Annotated in this window: 23 protein-coding genes; 8 read left to right on the top strand and 15 right to left on the bottom strand. The window is 59.2% G+C overall.

The annotated features are described in order from the left end of the window. Positions 1-608: 608 nt before the first annotated feature. The 12 genes from Q7J58_RS16255 to Q7J58_RS16200 form a co-directional block, all read right to left on the bottom strand. Positions 609-2,021, bottom strand: a complete 1,413-nt coding sequence (locus tag Q7J58_RS16255) for a type III glutamate--ammonia ligase (RefSeq protein ID WP_304830307.1) — start codon at positions 2,019-2,021, stop codon at positions 609-611. Further along, entirely contained in the window at positions 2,018-3,313 is a 1,296-nt protein-coding gene (gene gabT / locus Q7J58_RS16250; RefSeq protein ID WP_304830305.1) for a 4-aminobutyrate--2-oxoglutarate transaminase, read from the bottom strand. Before gabT ends, Q7J58_RS16255 begins: the two co-directional genes overlap by 4 nt. Positions 3,314-3,355: 42 nt before the next feature. Next, positions 3,356-4,615 (bottom strand): type II toxin-antitoxin system HipA family toxin, encoded by a 1,260-nt coding sequence (locus Q7J58_RS16245; protein ID WP_304830304.1) that lies wholly within the window; start codon positions 4,613-4,615, stop codon positions 3,356-3,358. Beyond that, entirely contained in the window at positions 4,590-4,889 is a 300-nt protein-coding gene (locus Q7J58_RS16240; RefSeq protein WP_304830302.1) for a helix-turn-helix transcriptional regulator, read from the bottom strand. The genes Q7J58_RS16245 and Q7J58_RS16240 overlap by 26 nt, the downstream gene beginning before the upstream one ends. 48 nt (positions 4,890-4,937) lie before the next feature. Beyond that, entirely contained in the window at positions 4,938-6,419 is a 1,482-nt protein-coding gene (locus Q7J58_RS16235) for an aldehyde dehydrogenase (RefSeq protein WP_304830300.1), read from the bottom strand. Positions 6,420-6,540: 121 nt separating this feature from the next. After that, entirely contained in the window at positions 6,541-7,401 is an 861-nt protein-coding gene (locus tag Q7J58_RS16230) for an ABC transporter permease (protein ID WP_304830298.1), read from the bottom strand. Beyond that, the gene (locus Q7J58_RS16225; protein WP_304830296.1) at positions 7,398-8,318 is read right to left on the bottom strand and encodes an ABC transporter permease; all 921 of its coding nucleotides are present in this window, start codon (positions 8,316-8,318) and stop codon (positions 7,398-7,400) included. The genes Q7J58_RS16230 and Q7J58_RS16225 overlap by 4 nt, the downstream gene beginning before the upstream one ends. 133 nt (positions 8,319-8,451) lie before the next feature. Then, positions 8,452-9,546, bottom strand: coding sequence for a polyamine ABC transporter ATP-binding protein (potA, locus tag Q7J58_RS16220; protein WP_304830295.1), 1,095 nt, complete (start codon positions 9,544-9,546; stop codon positions 8,452-8,454). Positions 9,547-9,632: 86 nt separating this feature from the next. Further along, positions 9,633-10,802: an extracellular solute-binding protein gene (locus tag Q7J58_RS16215; RefSeq protein WP_304830293.1), complete on the bottom strand. Its 1,170-nt coding sequence runs from the start codon at positions 10,800-10,802 to the stop codon at positions 9,633-9,635. Between the two features lie 142 nt (positions 10,803-10,944). After that, positions 10,945-12,384: an aspartate aminotransferase family protein gene (locus tag Q7J58_RS16210; protein WP_304830291.1), complete on the bottom strand. Its 1,440-nt coding sequence runs from the start codon at positions 12,382-12,384 to the stop codon at positions 10,945-10,947. A 22-nt stretch (positions 12,385-12,406) separates the two neighbouring features. Beyond that, positions 12,407-13,774, bottom strand: a complete 1,368-nt coding sequence (locus Q7J58_RS16205; RefSeq protein WP_304830289.1) for a glutamine synthetase family protein — start codon at positions 13,772-13,774, stop codon at positions 12,407-12,409. A 32-nt stretch (positions 13,775-13,806) separates the two neighbouring features. Then, complete coding sequence (locus tag Q7J58_RS16200) at positions 13,807-14,604, bottom strand: gamma-glutamyl-gamma-aminobutyrate hydrolase family protein (protein ID WP_304830287.1); 798 nt, start codon at positions 14,602-14,604, stop codon at positions 13,807-13,809. A 113-nt stretch (positions 14,605-14,717) separates the two neighbouring features. Here Q7J58_RS16200 and Q7J58_RS16195 point away from each other — a divergent pair, with 113 nt between their 5' ends. The 5 genes from Q7J58_RS16195 (at position 14,718) to Q7J58_RS16175 (ending at position 20,373) form a co-directional block, all read left to right on the top strand. Beyond that, positions 14,718-16,223 carry a PLP-dependent aminotransferase family protein gene (locus tag Q7J58_RS16195; RefSeq protein ID WP_304830285.1) on the top strand — a complete coding sequence of 502 codons (1,506 nt, stop codon included), beginning with the start codon at positions 14,718-14,720 and terminating at the stop codon, positions 16,221-16,223. Positions 16,224-16,325: 102 nt separating this feature from the next. Beyond that, the gene (locus tag Q7J58_RS16190; RefSeq protein WP_304830284.1) at positions 16,326-17,732 is read left to right on the top strand and encodes a beta/gamma crystallin-related protein; all 1,407 of its coding nucleotides are present in this window, start codon (positions 16,326-16,328) and stop codon (positions 17,730-17,732) included. A 247-nt stretch (positions 17,733-17,979) separates the two neighbouring features. Beyond that, positions 17,980-18,495, top strand: a complete 516-nt coding sequence (locus tag Q7J58_RS16185) for a transposase (protein WP_304830282.1) — start codon at positions 17,980-17,982, stop codon at positions 18,493-18,495. A gap of 163 nt (positions 18,496-18,658) precedes the next feature. Then, positions 18,659-19,123, top strand: coding sequence for a hypothetical protein (locus tag Q7J58_RS16180; protein WP_304830280.1), 465 nt, complete (start codon positions 18,659-18,661; stop codon positions 19,121-19,123). A 227-nt stretch (positions 19,124-19,350) separates the two neighbouring features. Continuing rightward, complete coding sequence (locus Q7J58_RS16175; protein ID WP_304830278.1) at positions 19,351-20,373, top strand: hypothetical protein; 1,023 nt, start codon at positions 19,351-19,353, stop codon at positions 20,371-20,373. Between the two features lie 197 nt (positions 20,374-20,570). Here Q7J58_RS16175 and Q7J58_RS16170 read toward each other — a convergent pair whose 3' ends face one another. Continuing rightward, positions 20,571-20,732, bottom strand: coding sequence for a hypothetical protein (locus Q7J58_RS16170; RefSeq protein ID WP_304830276.1), 162 nt, complete (start codon positions 20,730-20,732; stop codon positions 20,571-20,573). Between the two features lie 575 nt (positions 20,733-21,307). Here Q7J58_RS16170 and Q7J58_RS16165 point away from each other — a divergent pair. The 3 genes from Q7J58_RS16165 (at position 21,308) to Q7J58_RS16155 (ending at position 24,743) form a co-directional block, all read left to right on the top strand. After that, complete coding sequence (locus tag Q7J58_RS16165) at positions 21,308-21,757, top strand: hypothetical protein (RefSeq protein ID WP_304830274.1); 450 nt, start codon at positions 21,308-21,310, stop codon at positions 21,755-21,757. 1,501 nt (positions 21,758-23,258) lie between these two features. After that, on the top strand, positions 23,259-23,690 hold the full coding sequence (locus tag Q7J58_RS16160; protein ID WP_304830273.1) for a hypothetical protein: 432 nt from the start codon (positions 23,259-23,261) through the stop codon (positions 23,688-23,690). A 765-nt stretch (positions 23,691-24,455) separates the two neighbouring features. Beyond that, a complete protein-coding gene (locus Q7J58_RS16155; RefSeq protein ID WP_304830271.1) occupies positions 24,456-24,743 on the top strand; it encodes a DUF2442 domain-containing protein in 288 nt (95 codons plus the stop codon). A 75-nt stretch (positions 24,744-24,818) separates the two neighbouring features. Here the strand turns inward: Q7J58_RS16155 and Q7J58_RS16150 are convergent, their stop codons facing one another. Continuing rightward, on the bottom strand, positions 24,819-25,736 hold the full coding sequence (locus Q7J58_RS16150; protein ID WP_304830269.1) for a Fic family protein: 918 nt from the start codon (positions 25,734-25,736) through the stop codon (positions 24,819-24,821). Between the two features lie 183 nt (positions 25,737-25,919). Next, positions 25,920-26,291, bottom strand: a complete 372-nt coding sequence (locus Q7J58_RS16145) for a hypothetical protein (protein ID WP_304830267.1) — start codon at positions 26,289-26,291, stop codon at positions 25,920-25,922. Positions 26,292-26,540 lie beyond the last annotated feature (249 nt).

Genomic DNA, 26,540 nt, shown 5'->3' with positions numbered 1-26,540 from the left:
CAGTGGCCGAGAGCTCGTCCCGCGTCACGTGTCCTTTGGTTTCCCGAAAACCTTGAGAAATGCGGTGTGTTTGACCTTCTGCCACGACGCCGGCAAATCACCGCTGCCATCGAATCGATGGGACTCCAGTGCCGCATAGATCTCATTCCGTTTCCAGATCCATCGTGAACGCGAAGGCGAAGCGCAGACAGTACAAACGTACGGCAAGCGAAGCCGACAAAGTGCACGGTTGATAGGGAAATGGAATCACGCACCAGATCGCTGTCGATCAGCTTGGCTGTCAACATCTTCTTGAGCAGTTCGTGCATGGCCAGGTCATCGGTCACGACCACGGCGGGTCGGATCTGCCCGAACGCCAGCACGCGGCAATCGGTGTACGAGGGTGGCGAGCGCCGATGCTTTATGAACCGCCCCGGGTCCATTTGCACGATCCCGTGCAAGGCGCTGGCCGCCGCATCCAGGGTTGCCTTTTCGTCCTTGCTGAGTCGGAGGGTGTTGCTCAATCGCTCCTGCGCCAGCCACTCGTCCGCATCAAACCATGGGTAAAGAAATTGCAGCCTGGGCTGGCTCGGACGATTTTCGGCGCGGGCGGGCCGATTACTTCGCTCTCAGCTCGCATCCGCGTAGCGCTCCAGCTCCCAGCCGCTCACGTGCTGGCTCCAGGCGTCCCACTCGGCCTGTTTGATGGTCAGAAACTGCTCGCAAAACGCCGTGCCCACGGCTTCGCGCAGGCGGCTGTCTTGGCGCAGCGCGTCCAGCGCGCGGCACAGATCGCGCGGCAGGCGCGCGGGCATGGCCTCGCCCCGGGCCTGGCGCTGGTACAGGTCTTCGTCGCAAGCCTCGACCGGTGGCAGCGCCAGGTCGATGCCCGACAACCCGGCGGCCAGCGTGCCCGCCAGCGCCGCGTAGACATTGCACGACGGGTCGGGCAGGCGCCATTCCAGCCGGTTGGCCACGGTGCGCACCAGGCAGGTGCGGTTGTTGTCGCCCAGGGTTTTCCACACCGGCGACCAGGTGGTGCCCGAGGCGCTGGCGCTGCTGGCCAGGCGCTTGTAGCTGTTCACCGTGGGCGCGCACAGCGCGGCCAGCGCATCGGCGTGGTGCAGCAGGCCGGCCGCAAACTGGTGACCCAGGGTGCTCAGACCCAGCGCGCCCGCCGGGTCGGCCATCACCGCGCGGCCTTGGGCGTCGGTCAGGCTCAAATGAAAGTGCAGGCCACTGCCCGGCGCATGCGCCAGCGGCTTGGGCATGGTGGAAAACACGCATCCATGCTGCTGCGCTACCGCGTGCGCGGTCAGCTTGAACAGTTGGTAGCGGTCGGCGGCAGCCAAGGCGTCGTCAAACCGGTAGTTGATCTCGTACTGGCCGCAGGCGTCTTCGTGGTCCATTTGCTGCAACTCGAAACCCAGGTCCGTCAGGTGGCGCCGCATGCCGTCCAAGAACCCCAGGTTGCGGCCGATGGCGGCCAGGTCGTACGACGGTTTGGCGTGCCGGTCGTCGGCGTCGCCCACCTGCCAGGCGCCGTCGGGGCCGCGTTTGAGCAGGAAAAATTCGGGCTCAATGCCCACCCACAGCGTGAGGCCACGTGCACGCAGACGCTCGACTTGGCGCTTGAGCACCTGGCGCGAACAGGTGTCCAGCGGCTCACCACCGGCAAAACCGTCGCACACCGCATGCGCCACGCCGGGCATGAAGGGCAGCGGCCGCAGCGATGCGGGCACCACCCGCCCGAAGTATTCGCTGCGCGCGCCCATGCGCGGCAAGCCGGTGCCCCAGATGCTGGGGCCAGCGAAACCCGCGCCCACCTGCACCACATCAGGCAACGCGGCCAGCGGCACCAGCTTGCCTTTGGGCGCGCCGTGCAGGTCGGTGAAGGTGGTCAACACGGAATGCACGCCTTGCGCCTGCAAGGCGGCCATGCGCTCGCTCAGGCTGGGGCTACCGTCTGGGCTCGGGTCCACGCCCGCCCTGACGCCCTCATGAACACCCTCCTTCACGTTCTCGCTGACGCCCAAGCTCACGCCATCACCTCGGCCATGGCCGCGTCCAGCATGGCCAGGCCTTCGGCAAACACGGCGTCTTCAATCGTCAGCGGGAACAAAAACCGGATCACGTTGCCGTACACGCCGCAGGTCAGCAGCAGCAGACCGCGTTTCAGCGCGGCGGCTTGTACCCGCTTGGTCAGGTCGGCGTCGGGCGCGCCGTGGGCGTCCACAAATTCGCAGGCCACCATGGCGCCCAGGCCGCGCACATCGCCCATGCGCGGGTACATCGTCTTCGCAGCCGTCAGGTGTGCGATCAATTGGTCACCCAGCAACTGGGCGCGCTCGGGCAGCTTCTCTTCAGCCATCACGTCCAGCACCGCCAGCGACGCTGCAATGGCCAGCGGGTTGCCCGCGTAGGTGCCGCCCAGGCCGCCCGGTGCCGGGCCGTCCATGATGGCCTTGCGGCCCGACACGGCAGACAGCGTGGTGCCGCCGGCCATGCTTTTGGCCATGGTGATCAAGTCCGGCTTGGCGCCGTAATGCTCCATGGCAAACATCTTGCCGGTGCGGGCAAAACCGGTCTGCACCTCGTCGGCAATCAGCACAATGCCGTGCTGGTCGCACAGCTCGCGCAGCCAGCGCACGGCAGCCGGCTGAATGGGGTTGAAACCGCCCTCGCCCTGCACCGGCTCAAAAATGATGGCCGCCACCCGACTGGGTTCAATGTCGCACTTGAAGAGCTGCTCCATGGCGTGCTTCGTGTCGTCCAGCGACGCACAGTGGCACGGAAACGGCACGTGGTAAATCTCGGGTGGGAACGGGCCAAAACCCGCTTTGTAGGGTTGTACCTTGCCGGTCATGGCCACGGCAAACAGGCTGCGGCCATGAAACGCGCCGCCAAACGCAATCACGCCGCTGCGCCCGGTGCTGCTGCGCGCGATCTTGATGGCGTTTTCCACCGCCTCGGCGCCGGTCGAGAAAAACGCGGTCTTGGCCGGGCCGTCAATCGGCACGATGGCGTTGATGCGCTCGGCCAGCTGCACGTATTCGGTGTACGGAACCACCTGGTAACAACTGTGCGTAAAACGCTGCAACTGAGCCGCAATGGCGGCCTGCACCTTGGGGTGCACATGCCCGGTGTTGAGCACCGCAATGCCACCCGCAAAGTCAATGAAGCGCTGGCCTTCGATGTCCCAGAACTCGGCGTTCTTCGCGTGGCTGATGAAAAAATCGCCCATCACGCCCACACCGCGCGGCGTGGCGTCAAGCCGGCGCTGGTGCCAGGTGGCGTTGGTGTGGTCGGTTTTCAGGTCGGTCATGGCGTTCATAGGGGTCTCCAAAAGGGGAAAGAAATCAAACCGTGCAGGCACTCAAACCCGCGCCTGCGAGCGGGACATCTCGCTGGCCAGCGCCAGACCAGAAGCCCAGGCTGCACCCATCTGCGCGTGCAAAGCGGGCGCTACGCGGGTATCGGTGCGGTGCTGGGCCAAGGTTTGCACCATCGCATCGGCGATGCGCTCAACCACCCGTGCGGGGTCGGCCACACCGCACACGCGGCGGCCAAAGTCCAGCAACTCGTCGGGCAAGGGGTACGTCCGAGTGGCTTTGGGCTTGGCAAACAGTTTCAGCGCCATGGTCTGGTCTTCCAGCTCAGGGCTGCCCTCGTAGCGCTGGTATTTGTAGATGGCGGTGGTCACCACATCAAACATCGGCGCCAGGCGCACATCGTCGTTGCAGGTGTAGAGCACACCAAAATTCTTCAAATGGCCATCGCCGTTGCGCACCATGACCATGAAGGCCACCTGTTCAAAAAAACGTGCCAGCTCCGCACCGGGCAAGTTGATCAGCTTGAGCGCTTGAGCGATACGCTCATAGCTGCCGTGGTATTTGCGGTCAGACAGGGTGTCGCGTACGCGCTGCCCCATGAGCGCGGCGGCATCTTCAAAGCCCAGGCGCGTGCCGTCGGGGGCAATGTCAAAGCGGTCGATCACCAGCAGCGAACCGTCTTGCGACAGGTCGAACGGGGCCACCTCAATCTGCGCGGCACGGGCCGCGCTCAGGCACAAGAATTCGTTGGCCGAGAGCCCGGGGTAACGCTCTGCCGCCATCTTCACGATCAGCGTGGGCACAGGCACCGTCACCCGGTCGGGCACCATGATCTTGGGTTGCACACCCGAAATGCCCGCACCGGTGGACAGGTAAGCGCCCATCAAGTCCTGAAACAGCGCGGGCCCGTTGCCATGCGACAGCAATTCGGCCCGGCTGACCACACCGGACGGCGCGGGCGGGGCCGCGCCCGGCAACTGGTAGCCCAGGCGGCCGATGCCGTTGTCGCCCATCAGCGCCAGCAAATGCATGGGCGTGATGGACTGCTTGGGAAACAGCGCCCGTATCTGCATGAACAAATAACCCTCCGGCAGGTTCATGTCCATAGCCGGAAACAGTGCCCCGCCACCATCGAAGTGCAGCGCCGACGGCGGCATCAGCAGCGACACACCAGGCTGCCGCGCATCGTCGGCGTGGTAATCGAAGGTGTAGGTGGATGCGTGAGACAGGCGGCCGCTGGGCTGGCCGTTGACCGCCACGTCCAGCAAACGGATGCGCTCAGGCAGCATGGCCACCGCTTTCATCACCCGCGTCGCCGTCCCCATCCTCCTCAGCAAAGCGGCGCTGCATGTCGGCCAGGGTGGGCATGCCCGCTTTTTCCAACGTGATGCACAGGCCCATGGCCGCCAGCAGCGCCAGCAGCGAAGACACCGTCACGTCCTGCCCATGCTCCAACTTGTGCAGCACCGTGCGGCTGCGGCCCGCCTTGCCAGCCACGGCCACCGTCGACAGCTTGTGGTCCGCACGGTGGCGGGCAATGGCTGTGCCCAGATCGGAGAGGAGTTTAATTTTGTCCATGATAGTGGACATTGTTGTCAAAATTTAACGAAATGTCCACGAAGATGGTCACACCGGCGAATCAATCCGAATCCACGTCGTCTTCGTCTCGGTGTACTTGTCAAACGCGTGCAGCGACTTGTCGCGCCCCACGCCGCTTTGCTTGAAGCCGCCAAACGGCACCGTGATGTCGTCCTCGTCGTACTGGTTCACATGCACCGTGCCGGCGCGCAGCGCGCGGGCCACGCCGTGGGCTTTGTTGATGTCGCTGGTCCACACCGCAGCCTGCAGACCGTAGATGCTGTTGTTGGCCTCGCGCACCACACTGGCGGCATCGGTGAAGCTCAGCACGCTCAGCACCGGGCCAAAAATCTCTTCGCGGGCAATCGTCATCTGCGGCGTCACGCCGCCAAAAATGGTGGGCTGCACATAACAACCACCCGCCACCGGCGCGGCCAGCGCGCCACCGGCCAGCAACTGCGCGCCCTCGCTCTGGCCCAGTCCGATGTAGCGCATCACGTTGTCGAGCTGCACCTGGTCCACGATGGCGCCCATCACCGTGCCCTTGTCCAGCGGATTGCCGGGCTGGAAGTTGGGCACCAGCTTCAGGGCTTTTTCTAAAAACGCGTCCTTGATGCTTTCTTCCACGAACAGGCGCGACGGCGCATTGCAGCTTTCGCCCTGGTTGAAGAAGATGCTGCCCACAGCGGCTTCCACGGCGCGGTCCAGGTCGGGGCAGTCGGCAAACACGATGTTGGGCGACTTGCCACCCAGCTCGGTCCAGGCGCGTTTCAGGTTGCTCTGCCCCGCCATCACATGGATCTGCTTGCCCACGCGCGTGCTGCCGGTGAAGGCGATGCAGTCCACATCCATGTGCAGCGCCAGCGGGCTGCCCGCCTCGGGGCCGTAGCCCGGCACCACGTTGAACACGCCGGGCGGAATGCCGGCGGCCAGCGCCAGTTCGGCCAGGCGCAGCGCGGTGAGCGGGCTTTTCTCGGACGGCTTGAGCACAACCGAATTGCCCGCCGCCAACGCAGGCGCGATCTTCCAGGCGGCCATGATCATGGGGTAGTTCCACGGCACGATCACGCCCACCACGCCCACCGGCTCGCGCGTGATCAGCGCCAGCGCGCTGCGGCCCGTGGGTGCGATCTCGTCGTACACCTTGTCCACCGCCTCGCCGTACCAGCGGATGCAGTTGGCCGCGCTGTTCACGTCCACGCCCTTGGCGTATTTGATGGGCTTGCCCATGTCCAGCGTTTCCATCAGCGCCAGTTCGTCGGCATGCGCCAGCAACTGGTCGGCAAACTTGATCATGATGCGCTTGCGCTGCGCCGGCGCCATGCCGCTCCAGCGGCGCGACTCGAACGCCGCCCGGCCGGCGGCCACGGCCGCGTCGATATCGGCCTGGCCGCAGCGGGCCACGGTGGTGAGCAAGCGGCCATCGACCGGCGACAGGCAGTCAAAGGTCTGGCCGTCCAGCGCGGCCACGCGCTCGCCGTTGATGACGGCACGGCCGTCGAAACTGGGGGTAGGGTTGGTGTCGGTCATGGGCCAGGTTCCTCGTGTGAATTGGCCCCATGCTACGCCGGTTTCAAGCCATTTACCCCATCCACTTTGAAGGCAAATCAGCCATCCAGTCGGGGTATACCGACCGTCTTGAGACCCGCGCTCAATTCGTCGACAACGCCACCGTCTCCGCCCGCATGGCCGCCGCAATCTCGCGGTCACGCCGGCGCGTGGCGCGTGCCACCCACACCGCATAGGCCACGATCACCACCGTCACGGTGACGATCAGCAGCGTGGCAGCGGCGTAAATGGTCGGGTTGATGCCGCGCCGCGCATAGCCAAAAATCACCTGTGGCAGCGTGTTCACGCCGGGGCCGGAGAGGAATTCGGCGATCACCACGTCGTCAAAACTGAGCGTGAAGGCCAGCAAGAATGCCGCCAAAATGGCCTGAAAAATATTCGGCAGGGTGACCAAAAAGAACACCTGCATGGGCCGTGCGCCCAGGTCCATGGCGGCTTCCTCAATGCTGCGGTTCATCTCCAGCAAGCGGCTCTGAATGACCACCATGCCGTAGGCCATGCCCAGCAGCGTGTGGCCCAAAATGATGGTGCCCATGCCGCGCTGCGGAAAGCCAAAGAAGTTTTGCGTGCCCACAAACAGCAGCAGCAGCGACAGACCAATGATCACCTCGGGCATGACCAGCGGGGCGTTGACCATGCCCGAGAACACGGTGCGGCCCAGAAAGCGCCGGTAACGCACCAGCACAAACGCCGCGAAGGTGGCCAGCACGGCAGACAGCATGCCGGTGACGGTGGCGATTTTGAGCGAGAGCCAGAAACCTTCGACGATCTTGGTGTCGCGTGTGAGGGCTTCGTACCAGCGCAGCGAAAAGCCGGTAAAGCGCGCATCCTGCCGGGTGCTGTTGAACGAAAAGACGATCATGAACAGCAGGGGCAAATACAGAAAAGCGAACACCAGCGCCAGCCAGAACTTGCCAAAGTGTTTTTCAAGCAGCTGTTTCATGACTTCGCTCCTTCGTCGCGTTCACCGGTGTAGTGGTAGTAAATGGCCAGCGGAATCACGATCAGCGCAATCATCACCACCGCCAGCGCGGTGGCCTTGGGCCAGTCGTTGGCGGTGAACATTTCGTCCCACACCACGCGCCCGAACATCAGGTTTTCCGGCCCGCCCAGCAGCGACGGAATGACGAACTCGCCCACACAGGGAATGAACACCAGCATGAAGCCGGCAATGATGCCGGCCTTGGACAGCGGCACGGTGATGAGCCAGAACGCTTTGAATGGTGTGGTGCCCAGGTCGTAAGCCGCCTCCAGCAAGCGAAAGTCCATCTTCACCAGGTTGGCGTAGAGCGGCAGGATCATGAATGGCAGGTACACATAGGTCATGCCCACCAGCATCGACACGTTGGTGTAGAGCATCTGCATGGGCTCGCCGATGATGCCGATGCTCATCAAAAAGCGGTTGATCACGCCCTGGTCGGCCAGCAGGCCCTTCCAGGCGTAGACGCGCAGCAGGAACGAGGTCCAGAACGGCAGCATCACCATCAGCAGCAAGGCCGGGCGCACGCTCTCGGGCGCACGGGCAATGAAGTAGGCAAACGGGTAGCCCAACACGAGGCACAGCAGGGCCGTGATCAATGCGTAGCCGATGGAGCGCAAATAAGCGTCCACATACAAGGTTTTGAACAGCGGCGCGCCCTCTTCCGTGCGCAAGATGGAGAGGTAGTTTTCGTACTTGAGCTTGAGCACGCCGGCGGTGGAGTCCCACAGCGGCTTGAACGGGTGGATGTCGCTGCCCATGTCCACAAAGCTGATGTAGAGCAGGATCAGAAACGGCAGGAAAAAGAAAACGAACAGCCAGACAAACGGCACGCCTATGACGAAGCGCTTGCCGGGCATGGGGATCGATGAAATGGCCATCAAGAACCTCCAGAAACTTTCAACCTGTGAGCGCAGCAACCTAAAACCAAGGATGCGGTGGAACCGGCTTTGCCGGGCCACTCGCATCGCCCCCCTGGGGGGCGGGACGCGAAGCGGCGCGGGGGGGAACTTGTCAATCCCTGAGAACCACCGCCGCCTTGTCGTCCCACCAAAAATACACCTCGTCTTCCCAGGTGATGTCCGACAGGTCTTGGCGCGAAGTGTTGGCCTCGGTCACGCGCACCCGGGAGCCGTCGCGGGCTTTCAAGATGTAGTTGGTGTAAGAGCCCAGGTAACCTATTTCCAAGACACGACCCTGGAACAGGTTCACGCCCACGCCCTCGGGTCGCGCCTTGCTGATCTCGATCTTCTCAGGCCGTACTGCAATGGACACGGGCATGTTCAGGGTGCCACTCACGCCGTGGCCCACCACCACCTCGCCAATCGCGGTCTCGGCAGCGCAGCGGTCGGGTTCGTCCACCGTGAGCTTGCCGGCGAACAGGTTCACGTTGCCAATGAAGTCGGCGACAAACTTGTTGCGCGGGTGCTCGTAAATTTCTTCCGGCGTGCCCACCTGCAGCACGCGGCCCTTGCTCATGATGGCGATGCGGCTGGCCATGGTCATGGCCTCTTCTTGGTCGTGCGTCACCATGACCACGGTCACGCCCACTTTTTCAATGATGTTGACCAGCTCGAACTGGGTTTGCTCGCGCAGTTTTTTGTCCAGCGCGCCCAGGGGTTCGTCCAGCAGCAGCAGCTTGGGCCGCTTGGCCAGGCTGCGCGCCAGGGCTACGCGCTGTTGCTGCCCGCCCGAGAGTTGGTGCGGCTTGCGCTTGGCGTAAGGCGTGAGCTGCACCAGGGCCAGCATTTCGTCGGTGCGTTGCTGCACCTCGGCCTTGGGCAAACCTTCGCGCTTGAGGCCAAAGGCCACGTTTTCCCAGATGTTCAGGTGCGGAAACAGGGCGTAGCTCTGAAACATCATGTTCACCGGGCGCTCGTAAGGCGGCATGGCCGCCACGTCTTGCCCGCCGAGCATGATGCGGCCCGAGGTGGGCTTTTCAAACCCCGCCAGCATCCGCAGCAGGGTGGACTTGCCGCAGCCCGAGCTGCCCAGCAACGCGAAGATTTCGCCTTTGCCGATGGAGAGCGACACCTCGTCCACCGCCACCGCGTCGTCAAAGCGCTTGACCAGCTTCTCGGTGACCAGAAAACCTGCTTCAGCAGCCATGGGAGTTTCCGTTTCTTGTTCGGTTAACCAACAAAAAAGGGCTGTTCAACCCGCAAGCAGAACAGCCCTGAGCCCGGTGAAAGGCTTTACTTGCCGCGTTTGAACGCGTTGTAGGTGTCGTTGACCACGCTGGCCATCTCGTTCGAGAAACCACCGGTCGGGATCAGGCGGGCGGTGTCTTCATCGCTCAGAAAAATGGTCTTGTTGTCCTTGATCTCGTCCTTGATCAGGGGCAACGAGGCCTTGTTGCCGGTGGGGTAGTTCATCTCGTTGGCCATGGAAGCGCCGGTTTCGGCACGCAGGTAGAAGTCGATGAACGCATGGGCGTTGTTCACGCGTTTGGCGTCTTTCGGAATGGCCATGGTGTCGATGAACACCAAACCGCCGCCGGTGGGCAGCAGCGGCACAATGTCGTCCTTGCCCCCGGTTTCCTTCACGCGGTCGGCGGCGATGTTGATGTCGCCCGACCAACCCACAAAGGCGCAACCCTTGCCACCGGCAATGTCGTCGATCATGGTGCTGGAGAACAGGCGAATGTCTTTGCGCACCTTGGCCAGCATGGCACCGGCTTCCTTGAAGTCTTCGGCGTTTTCGCTGTACGCCGGCTTGCCCACGTAGTGCAGCGCCAGCGGCAGAATTTCGCTCGGCGAGTCCAGGTAAATGATGCCGCACGACTTCAGCTTGCTGGAATACTCAGGCTTGAAAACCAGGTCCCAGGCGTTTTCGGGCATGGGCATGCCGCCCAGCGCTTTTTCCACCTTCTGCTTGTTGATACCCACGGTGGTGAAGCCCCAGGCCCAGGGCACAAAGTGTTTGTTCTCGGGGTCTACACCCGCAATTTTTTCCATGAACTCGGGGTCCAGGTTGCCGTAGTTCGACAGCTTGCTGCGGTCAATCGGCTGGTACAGGCCGCCGTCAATTTGCTTTTTGCCAAAGCCTGCGGTGGGTACCACGATGTCGTAGCCCGAGTTGCCTGCCACCAGCTTGGCGTGCAGCGCTTCGTTGTTTTCAAAGGTGTCGTAGTTGACCTTGATGCCAAACTCTTTCTCGAAGTCGGCAACCATGGTCTCGGTGATGTAGTCGGCCCAGTTGTAGATGTTCAGGACTTTTTCATCGTCCAACACCGGGCCAGCCGGTGCCGCAGGCGCAGCCGCAACCGGTGCAGGCGCGGCAGGGGCCGCCACCGGCTCTTCTTTTTTGCCGCAGGCGGCGAGCAAAACGGCCGTGATGGCCAGCGCGAGAACATGCTTTTTCATGGTGAAGAACACTCCAAAAAGGGGAGACAAACCGAAGAACCGGGCGCAACGCCGGAGCCCATGCCATCCGAAAAAGCTAGCAACAAACGGGCCCGAATGCGCCCCACATTGGGGAACGCGTTCACTGTATCAAAAAATGGCCTCAAGCCAACTGGCCAGCGGTGCGCAAATCGGCCAGCGTGGCGTCCAGGCAGTACACGATCAGCGCCATCATTTCGTCGATCTGGGCGCGCGTCATCACCAGCGGCGGCGCAATGATCATGCGGTCGCCCACGGCGCGCATGATCAGCCCGTTCTTGAAGCAGTGGCCGCGGCAGATCATGCCCACGCCCAGGTCTTCGTCAAACAAGGCTTGGGTGTCCTTGTCTTTCACCAGCACCAGGCCGGCCACAAAGCCGCAGGTCTGTGCCTCGGCCACCAGCGGGTGCTGGTTCAGCTCGGCAAAGCGTTCGGCCAAATAAGGGCCAATGTCGTCGCGCACCTTGCCCACCAGGTTCTCGCGCTCCATCAGTTCAATATTGGCCAGCGCCACCGCGCACGCCACCGGGTGGCCGCTGTAGGTGTAGCCGTGGTTGAACTCGCCGCCTTGCTCAATCAGCACCTTGGCCACGCGGTCGCCCACCATCACGCCGCCCAGCGGTATGTAGCCACTCGTCACGCCCTTGGCGAAAGTCACGAGGTCGGGCCGGTAGCCGAACTTTTCATAGGCAAACCAGTGGCCCAGGCGGCCAAAGGCGCAGATCACTTCGTCGGAAATCAGCAAGATGCCGTACTGGTCCACGATGCGCTGGATTTCGGGCCAGTAGGTCTCGGGCGGAATGATGACGCCGCCCGCGCCCTGCACCGGCTCGGCAATGAAAGCGGCCACCTTGTCGGCGCCTACTTCCAGAATCTTCGCTTCCAGCCAACCCGCCGCGCGGCGGCCAAAATCGGCCCGGCTTTCTCCGGGCAGCGCGTTTTCAAAAAAGTACGGCTGCTCGATGTGCGTGATGTTGGGAATGGGCAGGTCGCCCTGCGCGTGCATGCCGCTCATGCCGCCCAGCGAGGCGCCCGCCATGGTGCTGCCGTGGTACGCGTTCTGGCGGCTGATGATGACCTTGCGCTGCGGCTGGCCCAGCAGGTCCCAGTAACGGCGCACCATGCGCACATTGGTGTCGTTGCTTTCCGACCCGCTGCTGGAAAAGAACACATGCTCAAAGCTGCGCCCGCCCACCTTGGGGGCCAGCGCCGCCAGCTTGGTGGCCAGCTGCACCGCCGGCACGTTGGTGGTGTTGAAGAAGCTGTTGTAAAACGGCAGCGTCATCATCTGCTGGTAAGCCGCGTCGGCCAGCTCTTTGCGGCCGTAGCCCGCGTTCACACACCACAGGCCGCTCATCGCGTCCAGAATTTTCTTGCCCTCGGAATCCCACACATAAATGTTGTCGGCCCGGGTGATCACCCGGGCACCGCGCGAAGCCAGACCCGCGTGGTCGGTGAACGGGTGCAAAAAGTGCGCGCTGTCTTGCGCCTGAATGGCCTGGGTGTCTTGCTGCTCGGCACGGCGAACCAGGGCGGGCGGGGCGATGAGGGTGGAGGGGTTCATGGTCGGTCCTTGGAAGGCTTGTTCAGACGTGAAGGAGGAGATGCTCGCGTTCCCAAGGCGAAATCACCTTCATGAACTCGTCGAACTCCAACTCCTTGATCTCGGTGTAAATGGTGATGAACTCTTTGCCCAAAATGTCGTGCAGGTCGGTCTCGCGGCGCAGCCAGTCCAGCGCCTCGCCCAGCGAGCGCGGCAGCGAATACGGGGCCAAATAAGCATCGCCCTTCATCTCGGGCTTGGGCTTGATCTTGTTTTTCATGCCCAGGTAGCCGCAGGCCAGCGTCATGGCCATGGCCACATACGGGTTGGCATCGGCACCGATCACGCGGTTTTCTACGCGGCGCGCTTCGGGGCTGGAAATGGGCGAACGGATGCCCACCGTGCGGTTGTCGTGGCCCCATTCGATGTTGATGGGCGCGGCGGTGTGGCGGCTCAGGCGCCGGTAGCTGTTCACGTACGGCGCCACCAGCACCATGGCCGCCGGAATGTAGCGCTGCAGGCCGCCGATGTAGTGGTGAAAGGCGTCGGACGCACTGCCGTCGGGGTTGCTGAAAATGTTCTTGCCGGTGGCCTTGTCCACAATGCTTTGGTGCACGTGCATGGCACTGCCGGGTTCGCCGGCAATGGGTTTGGCCATGAAGGTGGCGTACATGTCGTGGCGCAGCGCGGCCTCGCGCACCGTGCGCTTGAAGAAGAACACCTCGTCGGCCAGACCCAGCGGATGGGCGTGGAAGAAGTTGATCTCCATCTGCCCCGCGCCCACCTCGTGGATCAGCGTGTCCACGTTCAGCTCCATCTTGTCGCAGTAGTCGTAAATCTCCTCGAACAGCGGGTCGAACTCGTTCACCGCGTCAATGGAGTACGCCTGGCGCGAGGTCTCGGCCCGGCCGCTGCGGCCAATCGGCGGCTTCAGCAGCGTGTTCGGGTCGGTGTTGCGCGCGGTCAGGTAAAACTCCAGTTCGGGCGCCACCACCGGGTCCCAGCCCTCGGCGTCGTACAGGTCGCAAATCTTGCGCAACACGCTGCGTGGGGCAAAGGGCACCAGCTTGCCGGCGTGGTCAAAGCAGTCGTGGATCACCTGCGCGGTCGGGTCGGTGGCCCAGGGCACGATGCGCACGGTGCTCGGGTCGGGGCGCAGCTGCATGTCCTTGTCGGTCGGGTCCACCACGTCGTAGTACGGCCCGCTTTCGGGAAACTCGCCCGTCACGCCCATGCCCACAATGGCTTGCGGCAGGCGCATGCCCCGGTCTTCGGTGACCTTGCCACGCGGCAAAATTTTGCCCCGCGCCACACCGGTCAAGTCAGGCACCAGGCACTCCACTTCGGTCACGCGGTGCTCGTTGAGCCAGTTCTCCAGGTCGTTGAAAGTCATGTTTTTACGGTCTGTCATGGGCCGGTTCCTCGGTGTTGTGTTTGTCTGTGTCAGAGCGTGTGGCGGGCCAGGTCGGCGGCCTGCAGGCGCAGGCTGCGGCGCTGGCGGCAGGCGTGGCCAAACGCCTCAAAGATGGCGGCGTAAACCGGCGTTTCCCAGCAGCGCCATTCGGGGTGAAACTGCACCGCGTAGGCGAAGGTGTGGGCACCCTTCACGGCAAATGCCTCCACCACGCCATCGGGCGCATGGGCCAGCGCTTCCAGGCCGTCGGCCAGGCGGTTGATACCCTGGCCGTGCAGCGAATTCACCTCGGCCTGCGGGCCCCCTGCCCAGGTCTCGAACACGCTGCCGGGCTTGAAGCGCACGGCGTGGCGTGGGGCGTATTGTTCTTCATACGGCGCGCCTTTGGGCTCGCGGTGGTCCATCAGGCCGGGCACTTCGTGCACCCGCTGGTGCAGCGTGCCGCCCAGCGCCACATTGATCTCTTGAAAGCCCCGGCACACGCCCAGCAGCGGCACGCCCTCGTGCACGCAGGCCTTCACCAGCGCCAGCGTGAGGATGTCGCGCGCCGGGTCCAGCGGCAGGCTGGGGTCGGCCACGTCTTCGTCAAAATGCGACGGGTGCACGTTGGACGGCGAGCCGGTGAGCATGACGCCGTCCACCAAAGACAGCAATTCGCTGATCTGGTCGGGCTCGGCCAGCGGGAACATCACCGGCTGGGCCTGCGCGCCCACTTTCACGGCGCGGGCGTATTTGTCACCGAGCAGCAGAAACGGCATCTGGTGCCCGTGGTCGCCCATGAGGCGGTGGTCGGCCGGCAGCCAGACCATGCAAGGCGGTGGGTTCATGTTGTCTCCAAACACGTTGAGGCATTGTGCCGCCCGAATTGGATCACAATAAGGGCCATTTGACGCCACCATACGGTGCCACTTTCGAAAACCACTTCTGTTTACCACCGCCCATGCTGTCTGAATTTTTGCTCAGTGAAATGACCCGCCTGGGTGAGCAAGACGCGCTGCCGCTGCACCGCCAGCTGTACGAAGCGCTGCGCCGCGCCATGCTCGACGGCAAGCTGGCCGCCGGTGAGCGCCTGCCGTCCAGCCGCGATCTGGCGCAAGACCTGAACCTCTCGCGCAACACGGTGGTGGCCGCCATCAACCAGCTCAGCGTGGAGGGCTACCTGGCCAGCCGCGTGGGCAGCGGCACCTATGTGAACGACAGCGTGCCCCGCGCCCTGCCCGGCCAGGCCAGCCGCCGCGCCGGTGGCCCGGCCCGCGCCAGCGCGCCCGTTGGGCGGCTCTCGGCACGCGGCGTGGCCCTGTCCACCACCTTTTGCGCCACCGAACTCGAAGTGCAGCCGTTCACCCCCGGCATCGCCGACTTCAGCGCCTTTCCGCTCACGCTCTGGCAGCGCCTGCAAAACAAGCACTGGCGCATGACCTACCCCGACATGCTGGACTACGCCAGCTCCGGCGGCCACGCGCCGCTGCGCCGCGCCGTGGCCGATTATTTGCGCGTGTTCCGCAGCGTGCAGCTCGACGCCGACCAGGTCATCATCACCACCGGCACCCAACAATCGCTCGAACTCTGCGCCCGCCTGCTGGCCGACCACGGCGACACCGTGTGGGCCGAAGACCCGGCCTACTGGGGCGCCGTCAAAGCCTTCATGGCCACCGGCCTGCACATCCACCCGGTGGAAGTGGACGTGGAAGGCATCCGCCCCACCGAAGCCGACAACGCCCAGCCACCGCGCCTGATCTACCTTACCCCCTCGCACCAGTACCCCACCGGCGCCGTGATGAGCCTGCAGCGGCGCCACCAGCTGCTGGCCACTGCCCGCGCCCACGGTGCCTGGGTGCTGGAAGACGATTACGACAGCGAATACCGCTTCAGCGGCCCGCCCATCTCCAGCCTGGAAGGGCTCGATACAGACGGCCGCGTGCTCTACATGGGCACGTTTTCCAAGGTGCTGTACCCCGGCATCAAGCTGGGCTACCTGGTGGTGCCCAAAGCCCAGGTGGCGGCCTTCAAGCAGGCCCACTACGACCTGAACCGCCCCGGCCAGATGCCGCAACAGGCCGCGCTGGCCGAGTTCATTGAAATGGGCCACTTCAGCAGCGCACTGCGCCGCGCGCGGCAAAGCTACGCCGAACGCCGCCACTGCCTGCTGCAAGCGCTGGCGCCGGTGCTGAGCGAACACAGCGACGGCCCGCGCATCACCGGCGCCGAACAGGGCCTGCACCTGTGCCTGCGCCTGCCCAGCCAGGTCAACGACCAGGCCCTGGCCCAGCGCCTGGCCCAGCAAGGTCTCACGGTGCGCCCGCTCTCGGCCTACTGCCTGGCCCGGCAAGACCTGCGCGGCCTGGTCATTGGCTATGGCTACGCCCCGCTGGCCGACATTGCCCGCTACGGCCCGGTGCTGGCGGCGGCGGTGCGGCACGAGCTGTCGGATACACCGACCCGCTGAACAGGCGCGGTGGCTGGCGCACCCGCCGCGTGCGCCATCGCACAGACAAACCTCGGTACAGGGTCCCATGCTCCGGTGCATCAACGCACAGGAGAGATTCCCATGAAAACCCCCATCAAAAGCCTGCTGGTCATCCTGGGCATGGCTTTCGCCGCCCAAGTCGCGGCACAGGCCACCTTCTATGAAAACGAGCGCTTCGCCGGCCGCTCCCTCACCGCCACCGAACAGGTGCCCAGTTTTCAGCGCTACGGTTTCAACAACAGCACGTCGTCCGCTGTGGTGGTGGGTGAACGCTGGGAGGTGTGCCAGCAAAACGATTACTACGGCCGCTGCACCGTGCTGCGCCCGGGCAACTACCCGTCGCTCGCCGCCATGGGGCTGAACGACCGCATTTCGTCGGCCCGGCTGGTCAGCGCCAACACGCGCATCGACAACGACCGCTACGCCCCGGCGGCTGAGGCCGCGGTGGTGCCACAGGTCACGTTTTTTGAGCGCGAACGCTTCGATGGCCGTTCCTTCGTGGCCACCGGGCAGGTGGCCAACTTTCAGCGCCAGGGTTTCAGGGACCGCGCCGCGTCGGCCGTGGTGGTGGGCGAACGCTGGGAGGTGTGCGAAGACAACCGCTTCCGCGGTGCCTGCGTGGTGTTGCGTCCGGGGCGCTACCCGTCGCTCGCCGCCATGGGGTTGAAAGACCGCATCTCGTCGGTGCGCGCCATCGCGCCCAACGTGCGCATTGCCGACAACCGCTACGCACCCGCGTCCGTGGCGCCACAGGTGACCTTCTTTGAACGCGAAAACTTCGCTGGCCGCTCGTTTGCCACCGAAAAACCGGTGCTGGATTTGCAGCGGGCCGGCTTCAACGACCGCGCCTCGTCGGCGGTGGTGGTGGGTGAGCGCTGGGAAGTCTGCAACGACGCCCGCTTTCGGGGCGCCTGCGTGGTGTTGCGCCCGGGGCGTTACCCGTCGCTTGCCGCCATGGGGCTGAACGACCGCATCTCGTCGCTGCGCGCCATCCCACCCGGCGACCGCGTGGCCGACAACCGCTACGCGCCCCTGCCGTTGCCGGTCTACGACAACCGCCGCCGCAACGGTGAGCGCCTGTTTGAAGCCACCGTCACGTCTTCCCGCGCCGTGCTCGCCACCTCGGGCCAGCGCTGCTGGGTTGAAAGCGAGCAAGTGCCGCCAACGCAAAACAACACCAACGTGCCCGCCGCTCTGGCCGGCGCCCTTATCGGTGGCATTCTGGGTCACCAGGTGGGTGGCGGCAGTGGCAAAGACATTGCCACGGTGGGCGGCGCCGTGGCCGGTGCCGCGCTCGGCGCCCAGGTGGGCCGCGACAACCCGGCCGCCACGCAAGATGTGCAACGTTGCGAAAACGTCCCCGGCGGTGCGCAAGCCGCGTACTGGGACGTGTCTTACAACTTTCGCGGCCAGGACCACCGCGTGCAGATGACCTCGGCGCCCGGTGCCACCATCGTGGTCAACGAACAGGGCGAACCGCGCCAGTAAGCGCAGGCGCTCGGTTCTGAGCGCGTCGCGCAAGCGGTACCACAGCATGCCCAGCGCCAGGCTGGGCGTGCGCAGCAGCGTACCGCCGGGATAGTCACAGTGCCCGCGCAGACCGCTTCAGCGACCCGCCCACCTCAAGCTAGGCTGTGAGGCGTGGCCCAAACTACAGTGCCCGCCTTCAAGCAGGCCCACTACGTCCTGAACTTAGGCGTTCACATCCACCTGACGCCATCATGGCCTGTGGGTGTTGGGCCAGGGCCAATGGCACACGCCCGTCAGAAAGTCCGACTACCTGTTCCCCACGCGGGCGCTGTCCAAGGTGTGGCGCGCCAAGTTCATGCAACACGTCTTGCCCAGCGGGCTCAAACGCATTCGGCACTACGGCCTGTTGGCCAACCCCACCGGGGCCAAACTGGCACAGGCCAAAGCGGCGCTGCACATGCCCGTGCCCAACCCAAAGGCGCAGGCATGCGCGCAAGACTTCATGGCGCGGGTGGCACGGGTGGCACGGGTGAACATCCACCAGTGCCCGGTGTGCCAGCAAGGGCGCCTGGGTGTGGTGCAGACCTTGGCGAGAGCCAAACACCTGCCAGACCCGTTTGAGTGCAGCACCAGAAAAGCCAATAGCCGGGCTGCCCGATTGCGCCACTCACGGGCTGGGAAAAATGTGGCGGTGGCCGCGCAACAGACCGGAACTGTGGCCCGAAAAAGGCCTTTGCAGGCGCCCAGTCAAGTCATAATGACTTCCCATGGCGGGGGGTGAAATCATCAATCCCCTATTCCGTTGATTTCCACACCACCGCCTCTGCTGCGGTTTAGCTCAACATGGTTCATCTACCGCGAATGATGTCACCGCCGCTGGCTGGCTTGGCTGGTGCGGTAGATAAATAAGTGTTATGTGCTCTTGAAGCCACGGAGGCGCATCAATGGAACACAACTTTGAGAGACTGAAAGCTCACATCCTTCCGCTATCAATCTCCCAGGACTTCAACACCGCTAGGACTGAATGGAGCCTCATAGGAATTGAGGTCAGCGAAGAGTTTGATCATTGCCCGTGTGGGAAAGAGATCAAGGAACACTGCTACATCCAGAATCGACACAGCGGCCACACGACCTATGTCGGCAATGTCTGCGTAAATCGCTTCATTGGCATCGAAACCGGAAATCTCTTCGCTGGGCTAAAGCGGATTGCGGAAGATGACACCGCGAATGCCAATGAAGACCTAATTCAGCATGCGTTCAGGTTTTGCTATATATACGAGAGCGAGTACAAGTTCCTTCTTGAAACTAGGTTTAAGAGGAAGCCCTCCGCGAAGCAGGTTGCGTGGAAAAAGAAGATAAACCGAAGAATTATCAACAAAACGGTAGTGCAGAGGCGCAGTCGCACATAACGAGTAAGGATAGACAATATGCGGAATTTGCCTTATTGTGAACCCACTCTCGAGCATTTTTATTAATTCGATCTTTACTGCAAACGCCTAGGGAGCCTCTGCAAAACCCTGTTTTTTAAAATCTTGGTCTATATAGATCAATGACCTACAAGCGCAAAACCAAAGTCTTTAATTGGCATTCTGGAAAATTATCTTCGTGCGTGGATGATTGAAACAAGGAGTTAATCTTGAGCTGCAAGAAGATATCGGTAATGCTTAGTAATTTTATACGATTGCTGCTGATCTTAGCTAGTACATCAAGCAGCATTGTTCTTGCTGGAAATAATTTTGATTTTCAGGCAAAGAACATCTTAAATCAGGAGTTGCAAAAGGCTGAAGCGGAAGAAAAACGGTATCGCAATTATTGTCTTGCATATTTTCATTCAGACAGAATGGCTTGTTTTAGCAATAGTACATATGGGTTTCAAGAGCAATTTTGCTATGCGACAGGAATAGCGTTGGGTTTCGAAAAAGAAGTTGCTCACCTAAAAATAAATGCAAAAATCAAATTCTTCAAAGTAAGTGAGGCAGAAGCTTTTTCGGCACAAGTTGTTGCTGATGATTATTCGATGCTTCAAACTGCACTGAGAAACTTAATTCCCAGGAAAAAAGATGAAATAGCACAGTTTTGGAATTTAGATTGTGTTGGGAGACATGGGATTCAAGGGGCGCATTTTGCCACTATAAAAAATAGTTTTTTTCGCTATGATCCAAAGTCAGCACAATTAGAAATTCTTGGCGATATAGATAAAGAATATTCAAAAAAAATCGCTCTAGCAATAAATTCATCACCAGGTGTTAAAACTATTTTACTTAGTAGTGGTGGGGGTTTTGTTTATGAAGCCATGAGTGCTGGTAGACTAATAAGATCTCTTAGGTTGGATACTCAATTAAGTGGATCATGTTATTCAGCCTGTCCGTTAGTATTTCTTGGCGGTGTTCATAGGATTGTGTTTAGAGAATTTCCCATGTTGGGTTTTCATCAAATATCGCTTAATGGCATGGCATTGCAAAAAAATGATAAAACTTATCATGATGTATATAGATACGTATTTGATATGGGGGCGAGCGCCCCAATATTTATTAAACTAATGCATAGTGCATCACCATTAAGCATGACAAATATCCAAGCCGGAGATGACTTGTTTTGTCGTGGAAATATTGTTACTTGGGCGCAGAGAGGATGTGATTCAAGGCAATATGGTTGGTAAATTGAGGAGCGTGCAGAATTTTTCCTGAAGGTGGCCTGATGCCATCGCGGTGTTGAAATTATCAGCACACAGACGACATCAAAGTTACCCAAGCGCGTTACGGCATCGGTTTCCCATGTTTTGGCGCAATCCCACCCCTCGCAGGTGACTGCGATTTGAATTTGAATTCATTTTGATGCGAGCGTTGCGGTTTCGCATCACAGCAGCAGCCGCGTGAATTGGTCAGCACACAGGGCGGGGACTCCCAGCATCAGCTGGAACATCACCTTGGCGTGTCCACGCACCTGCACGTGGCGGGCACCGAACTCATTCTTGAGGCGGGCATTGCAGTGTTGGGCTTCATGGGGGGGTGAACTCACGCTTTTCTCCCCTGCGCGGGTGGTGATGAATCAGGGGGACACGCCCGGCGGCTTGGATGTCTTGGCGGATGACGCTGCTGCAATAGGCACTGTCCATCAACTCGTAGCAGGCAACGACGCGCTAGGCGCTGATGCGCGACAGTGGCCGGTTCAAGGTCTGGCCTGCGAAGCACAAGACCCGTATCCAAGCTAGACAGCACCCGAAAGAAAAAATTGGGGTCAGATTTCAATTTTAGTACTCAAAATCAGATTCGCATGAATCCCGGGTTTTGCCCCCTCCCCCGCTGGGGGAAGGTTGGGATGGGGCAGGTGCCCGACGGCCAAACCACCCAAAAAACCCAAGTTTGGAGAATTAAGGGTTCAAACGGACTGTTACTTGGGCCAAGCGGTAGGCATAATGAAGCGCATGGTGGGGGATTAAAGCATCCATCCCCTATATCCACCACCGCTGCTTCGGCGGTTGAGCTCAACATGATTCATCTGCCGCGAATAACGTCATCGCCTCCGGCTGGCTTGGCTGGCGCGGTAGATAAACGCTAAGTGTTAGACCGCATAACCACTAGCCTAGTACCCCCATGTACAAACCGCTCATTGCCATTCTTGCCATCGCTGCCGGTGCCACCTGTGCGGCGTCGGCGTACACGCCAGACCAAATTCGCTCTGTTATTAGACAATTCGGAGGTCCTGAGCGCTTCTTAGCAGCAATGGCTACCAGAACTGCAAAGGCATCTGGACAAATGATCGATGCTCAAACGCAAATCACTGGCGCTGCGGCTATTCGAAATACCATCGTTTACTACATGCGTTTAGTCAACTATGAGAAGGCGGACATCCCTGACTTGTCTGCTGCCCGTCGTAGCATAGCAAGCACACTTTCACCCTCTATATGTACAGATCCAGTTGCATCTATTCTGATTCATGAATATGGCGCCGAATACAAATACATGGCCTATTCAAAATCTAGGGTATATCTATTTGATTATTCTTTTAACCGATCCACCTGCGTGCCAGGCTATCGGTGGTAGCACAGAGGGAGAGATCTAAGCATGGCACCAAGTTTTTAATCCAGGGAGTAATTGATATTTAAAGCTAAAGAGGGTCTGCAAAATTTCACTTCTTAGGGGTCTTGCGCATGTGATTTATTGATTTATATAGGTCAAAATTTCGCAAAACAGGGTTTTGCAAAGGGTCCATAGGCGTTTACAGTAAAAATCACATTAATCAAAATTCTCGAGAGTGGGTTTACAACAAGTCACATTCTGTATATCTGTACTAAAAAATTTGGAATGTTTATTTACATAAATTTTCCAGTCGCCTTGAAATTGATTCATACAAATCAATAACTTACAGATAAATTTTGTGAATCAATTTACCTAACGCCTTAAGTGCTGTAGCGCTACTGCCTTTACTTTTTAAGCGCCGTAAGTTCTTGTTTTGTATAGAAAAATGTGGTTATTAAATTTATAATCGGTTGCACCTGCTTGCTTAGCAAGAAAAATACTCTTTTTATCACAACTGTAGAAGAGACTTGCGTAGCTGTATATTCTAAGGCAACGCGCTTTTATGAGTAAATTTCTCCTTATCTATCAACGGTGTGGCCTAACCCCTCGTGTTAGAGGATCGCCAACAGTAGGCTATCTGGCTCGGGCTGGTGGTACGCGGTACGCCCGGATAGGATCGTACATAACTTATTCATAGGAATTACACAAAGCAAATATTAGAAATCTAACCCGCTTTATGTAAATCAACAACTTACGTAAATTTTGGCTTTCTAGCACTCATAATTTTCTCACAGAGTGAAAAAATTTGATCTGTTTGCGAAAGTCCTAATTCAGAAAACCACTAGCAAATGCAACCTACTTTCGATCAATACCACAAAGGCTTCGGCGCTGAACTCAAATGTCCGAGCTGCAACGAAAACTATCTGCGGCATGTGAAGGTTGAGGTATTCGACAGAACTGAGGATCAGAAAGATGGAATCCATGTCATTATTGGCAAGCAAATAGTTCACGTCGATAAAGATCTAAACGGCAACCCTAGCGATAGACGACATGGCCTTAAGATTTACATGCAATGTGAGAACTGCGATTGCGAGCCAGTTCTAATCATCTCACAACACAAGGGACAAACCCACGTCGATATGCGTTGTGAGAGTGAGTCCTAATTGTCAAGCTCTGCTTGTTCATATTCGATCTCTAGGCTAAACGCCGGTCAAGCGATGCAAAGAAGATGAGTGCTACAGCTCAACCGCCTTTACTTTTTAGGCTCTGTAAGTCATTGATTTATATAGAAAATGTGACGCTTAAATTTATAATCGATTGTAATTACTTATTTAGGAAAACCTCTGCAAAATCCTGTTTTGTAAAACCATGGCCTATATTAACTAATATCTTACATTCGAAAGACCCCTGAAAATAGGGTTTTTACAGACCTTCCTTAGCTAGCACGGAAATTAAACTCTAAATATTAAAAATCATGATGCGCACGTTCGGCTCACTCCAATTTTATACAACCTGAAATTCACCCATGTATCGAACAAACATTATTATTCTCTCATCCCTTTTGCTAATTCTCACATCAATCGTAGCTGTACCGGTAGTTCCGGGAATATTTTCCATTTCACTCTTCTTGGCAGCACTTATGCTCGTGCAATTAGGACTAATCAACGGGCGAATCAAATTTCTCTATGTTGCATCTGTTGCCATTATTTGCATCGTGATTGCCCTCCTGGCTTGGTGGGCAGAACTTGAGGCGCTAAAGACTTTTAATGATAATTCCCTGCAGGAAGAGTTACGTAAATCTATTGGAAACGAAGCAGCTTCAGATTTCTTTATCGGTCAGGCTTCTGCTGCAAAGTATATGGCGACTATAAATAGCACCGCACTATTTGAAGCATTTATTCTTGCTATATACTCTGCATTTTTATCAACCAAAAAATCGGGATCAGATTCCAATTAAAGCTACAAAAGGTGAAGCTATACCGCGTGTAAGTGCCGACATAGATTTGCGGCTGTTTGAGGCATTGGGCACCAGCCCCGGCCACGGGTTGGCCTTGCAAACGCAGCGTGACCTGTGGCGTGCGCGCTAACTCGCCAAAGATCGCCCACCCACCATGCGTAGAAAAAATTGGGGTCAGATTCCAATTTTAGTACCCACAATCAGATTCGCATGAATCGCAAGTTTTGCCCCCACCCCCGCTTAGGGAAGGTTGTGATGGGGGCAAGCATCAGCCTGCCAAACCACCCAAAAGACCAAGCCTGATTATGGAATTTCTACCATTTTTAGGGCTATAGTGCAGCTAACGCATACGTTCCCGGAACTGGTTCAGAAAACGGGTAAATCGTAGAACGGGTATGCCGATTTTCATGGTTTTTATACCTATTTTTTAGATGGCATTCGGGTTTTAAGTTTTGATTTGAGATTATTATTTATGGATAACCCTAGCCAATTTATACGGCATTGTCCAGTTTATTTAGCGGGGTTTATGCTGTAAATTACGTTGATAAAAGATAAAATGTTCAATATGCCAACCATTTCGATGTTCTACGGAATCCTAATCTTGATGTAATTCTACGACAAATAGAAGCACAACGTTCCTCATATCCATGCAGAGTATGGCGAATACGAAGCTAAAATTCACCGAAAAGATTTAAGGGTCGATTGGAAATTGGCTGTTTCTGGCGAATCCGTCTTCAAAATTGACCCATTGCGATAGAGGATTTTATGGATAAGATCATCAAAGCCATTCCTCTCGACAATTACCGGATCGAGATTCAGACAGCCAGCGGTATTTCAGGCATCTTTGATGTCAAGCCCTATCTAGGCGGGGGTGCATTCAAAGAGCTTTTGAATGAATCCTATTTCCGCCTGGTTCATCCTCTGCATCACGGTATTGCTTGGCCGCATGAACAGGATTTCAGTGCGGATACGATTATTTTTGATATTCAAAACGCCCAACAAAACCCACCAGCGGATTCTGTTACACATCCATCAAGTTACGCAGGTCTATAGAAAAATCGGGGTCAGATTCCAATTAGAGCGACAAAGGGTGATGATGCGCCGCGTGTTGAACGGTCATACCGCAGTTCAGCGCAGGAACCGGCTAGCCAGCGCATCCGCCGGGCGCTGGCCCGTCAGCACATGGTGGGTCAGCGTCTGCACCAGTGGCCCTACTTTGAACCCGGCTCCCCGCATGGCCACCGGCACCACGCTGCTGCGCACGATGGAATGGATGTAACCCTGCACAAACACCTGGGCCAGCACATCCACCAGACCCAGCTCGTAAAACGCCGCCATGCCTCGGATGTAACTGGCTTTGTCCATGTCGGCAAATGAAATGGGCGCATAACCCTGCGACACCAGCAAGGCGTTGGCGGCCAGCCGGGATGTGCGCTTGTTGCCGTTGGCAAACGCCTGAAGGTACGGCAGGCGCGACATCAGGTACACCGCTGCCTGCACCGGATGCAGGGCGTTGGCCTGTTCGAGGATGCGCACCAGCGACTTGGCGATGTACCCCGTGCCCGGTCTGAACGGGGGCAGATAGGCACTTCCACCCAGGTTCACGTCTTCATACTCGCGCGGCTTGCCGCGCTGGTGCGCAGGCAAAAAATGATCGGATTCGGCCACCTCTTCCAGCCCGTGATCGGAGGTCAGCAGGGCATGCCATTGGCACACGTTGTCGAGCGTCAAGGCCGGGTTGGCCCACAAAGCCTGCGCGGCCTGGCGGTGGTTGAGCGCCAGCACCGCGTCTTCCGTGGGTTTTTCGGGGTGGCGCTGGCCGTAGAGCAGCAGCGCTTCGGTGTCCAGCATGGAATAGGTGCTGCCTTCCAGCACCGATGAGCCCCACGACAGATCGACCACAAAACTGGCGAGAAATTGGGCATCCAGCCTGGGCACCAGCGCCTGGATGGCGGTGAGCCGCTGTGCCTGCTCCACCGACTGGGCCTGAACCTCGGTGTGTTGCAGCACAAATTCGGCTTCGCTCATGTTGTCTTGGGTCTGCATGTCGGTTAAAGCACATCCCGCAACCGGTACCACAGCATGCCCAGCGCCAGGCTGGGCGTGCGCAGCAGCGCACGCACTACCGGGATAGTCACGGTGCCCGCGCATACCGCTTCAGCGACCCGCCCATCTCAAGCTGGGCTGCGAGGCGGTACCCAAACCACAGGTGCCCGCCTTCAAGCAGGTTCACCACGACCTGAACCGCCCCGGCCAAATGCCGCTGCAAGCCACGCCGAACGCCGCCACTGCCTGCTGCAAGCGCTGGCCATTGGCTACGGCTACGCCCCGCAGGCCGACATTGCGCGCTACATAGCCCGGCGCTGGCGGCGCGATAGGCGCGGCCAGCGCAGTGGAGGTGGTGTGGCGATGTTCAGCGGTCACCAGCGACGCGGCACGCGGCTGGTATTGCCCCAGTTTTCGCAGCCGGTACTCCATGGATACGCCCCAGCTTCTGCCCGTCAACTCCTTGATCCGGTGCTTGAAGTCCGCCAGCGCCTTATCGGTCCAGCGTATCTTCTTGCCCTTGATCGTGAAGCCCAGGAAGGCGCATTCGCTCATGGGTGCAACTTGGCTTTTGGCCACGTTGACTTTGAGCGCAAACTGTCTATGCACAAGCGCCGCATTTACCGTAGGTGTCGAACCGGTGGGCTTTGCCGTCATGTGCCTGCTTGCCTCGACCCCCTCGGCCTTGTATGCGGTTTCTGTCCGTCGCCTCGCACATTTGCACTCGGGCTTCCTCCAGACAGGACCTCGCGGGCCTGCCCTTGCCGTCGGCTAGTGGTTAACATGGCTCTCTATGAGTCCCAT

The organism is Hydrogenophaga sp. (assembly GCF_030656115.1).
Classification (GTDB): Bacteria; Pseudomonadota; Gammaproteobacteria; order Burkholderiales; family Burkholderiaceae_C; genus Hydrogenophaga.
This window is presented reverse-complemented; position numbering and strand designations above follow the sequence as displayed.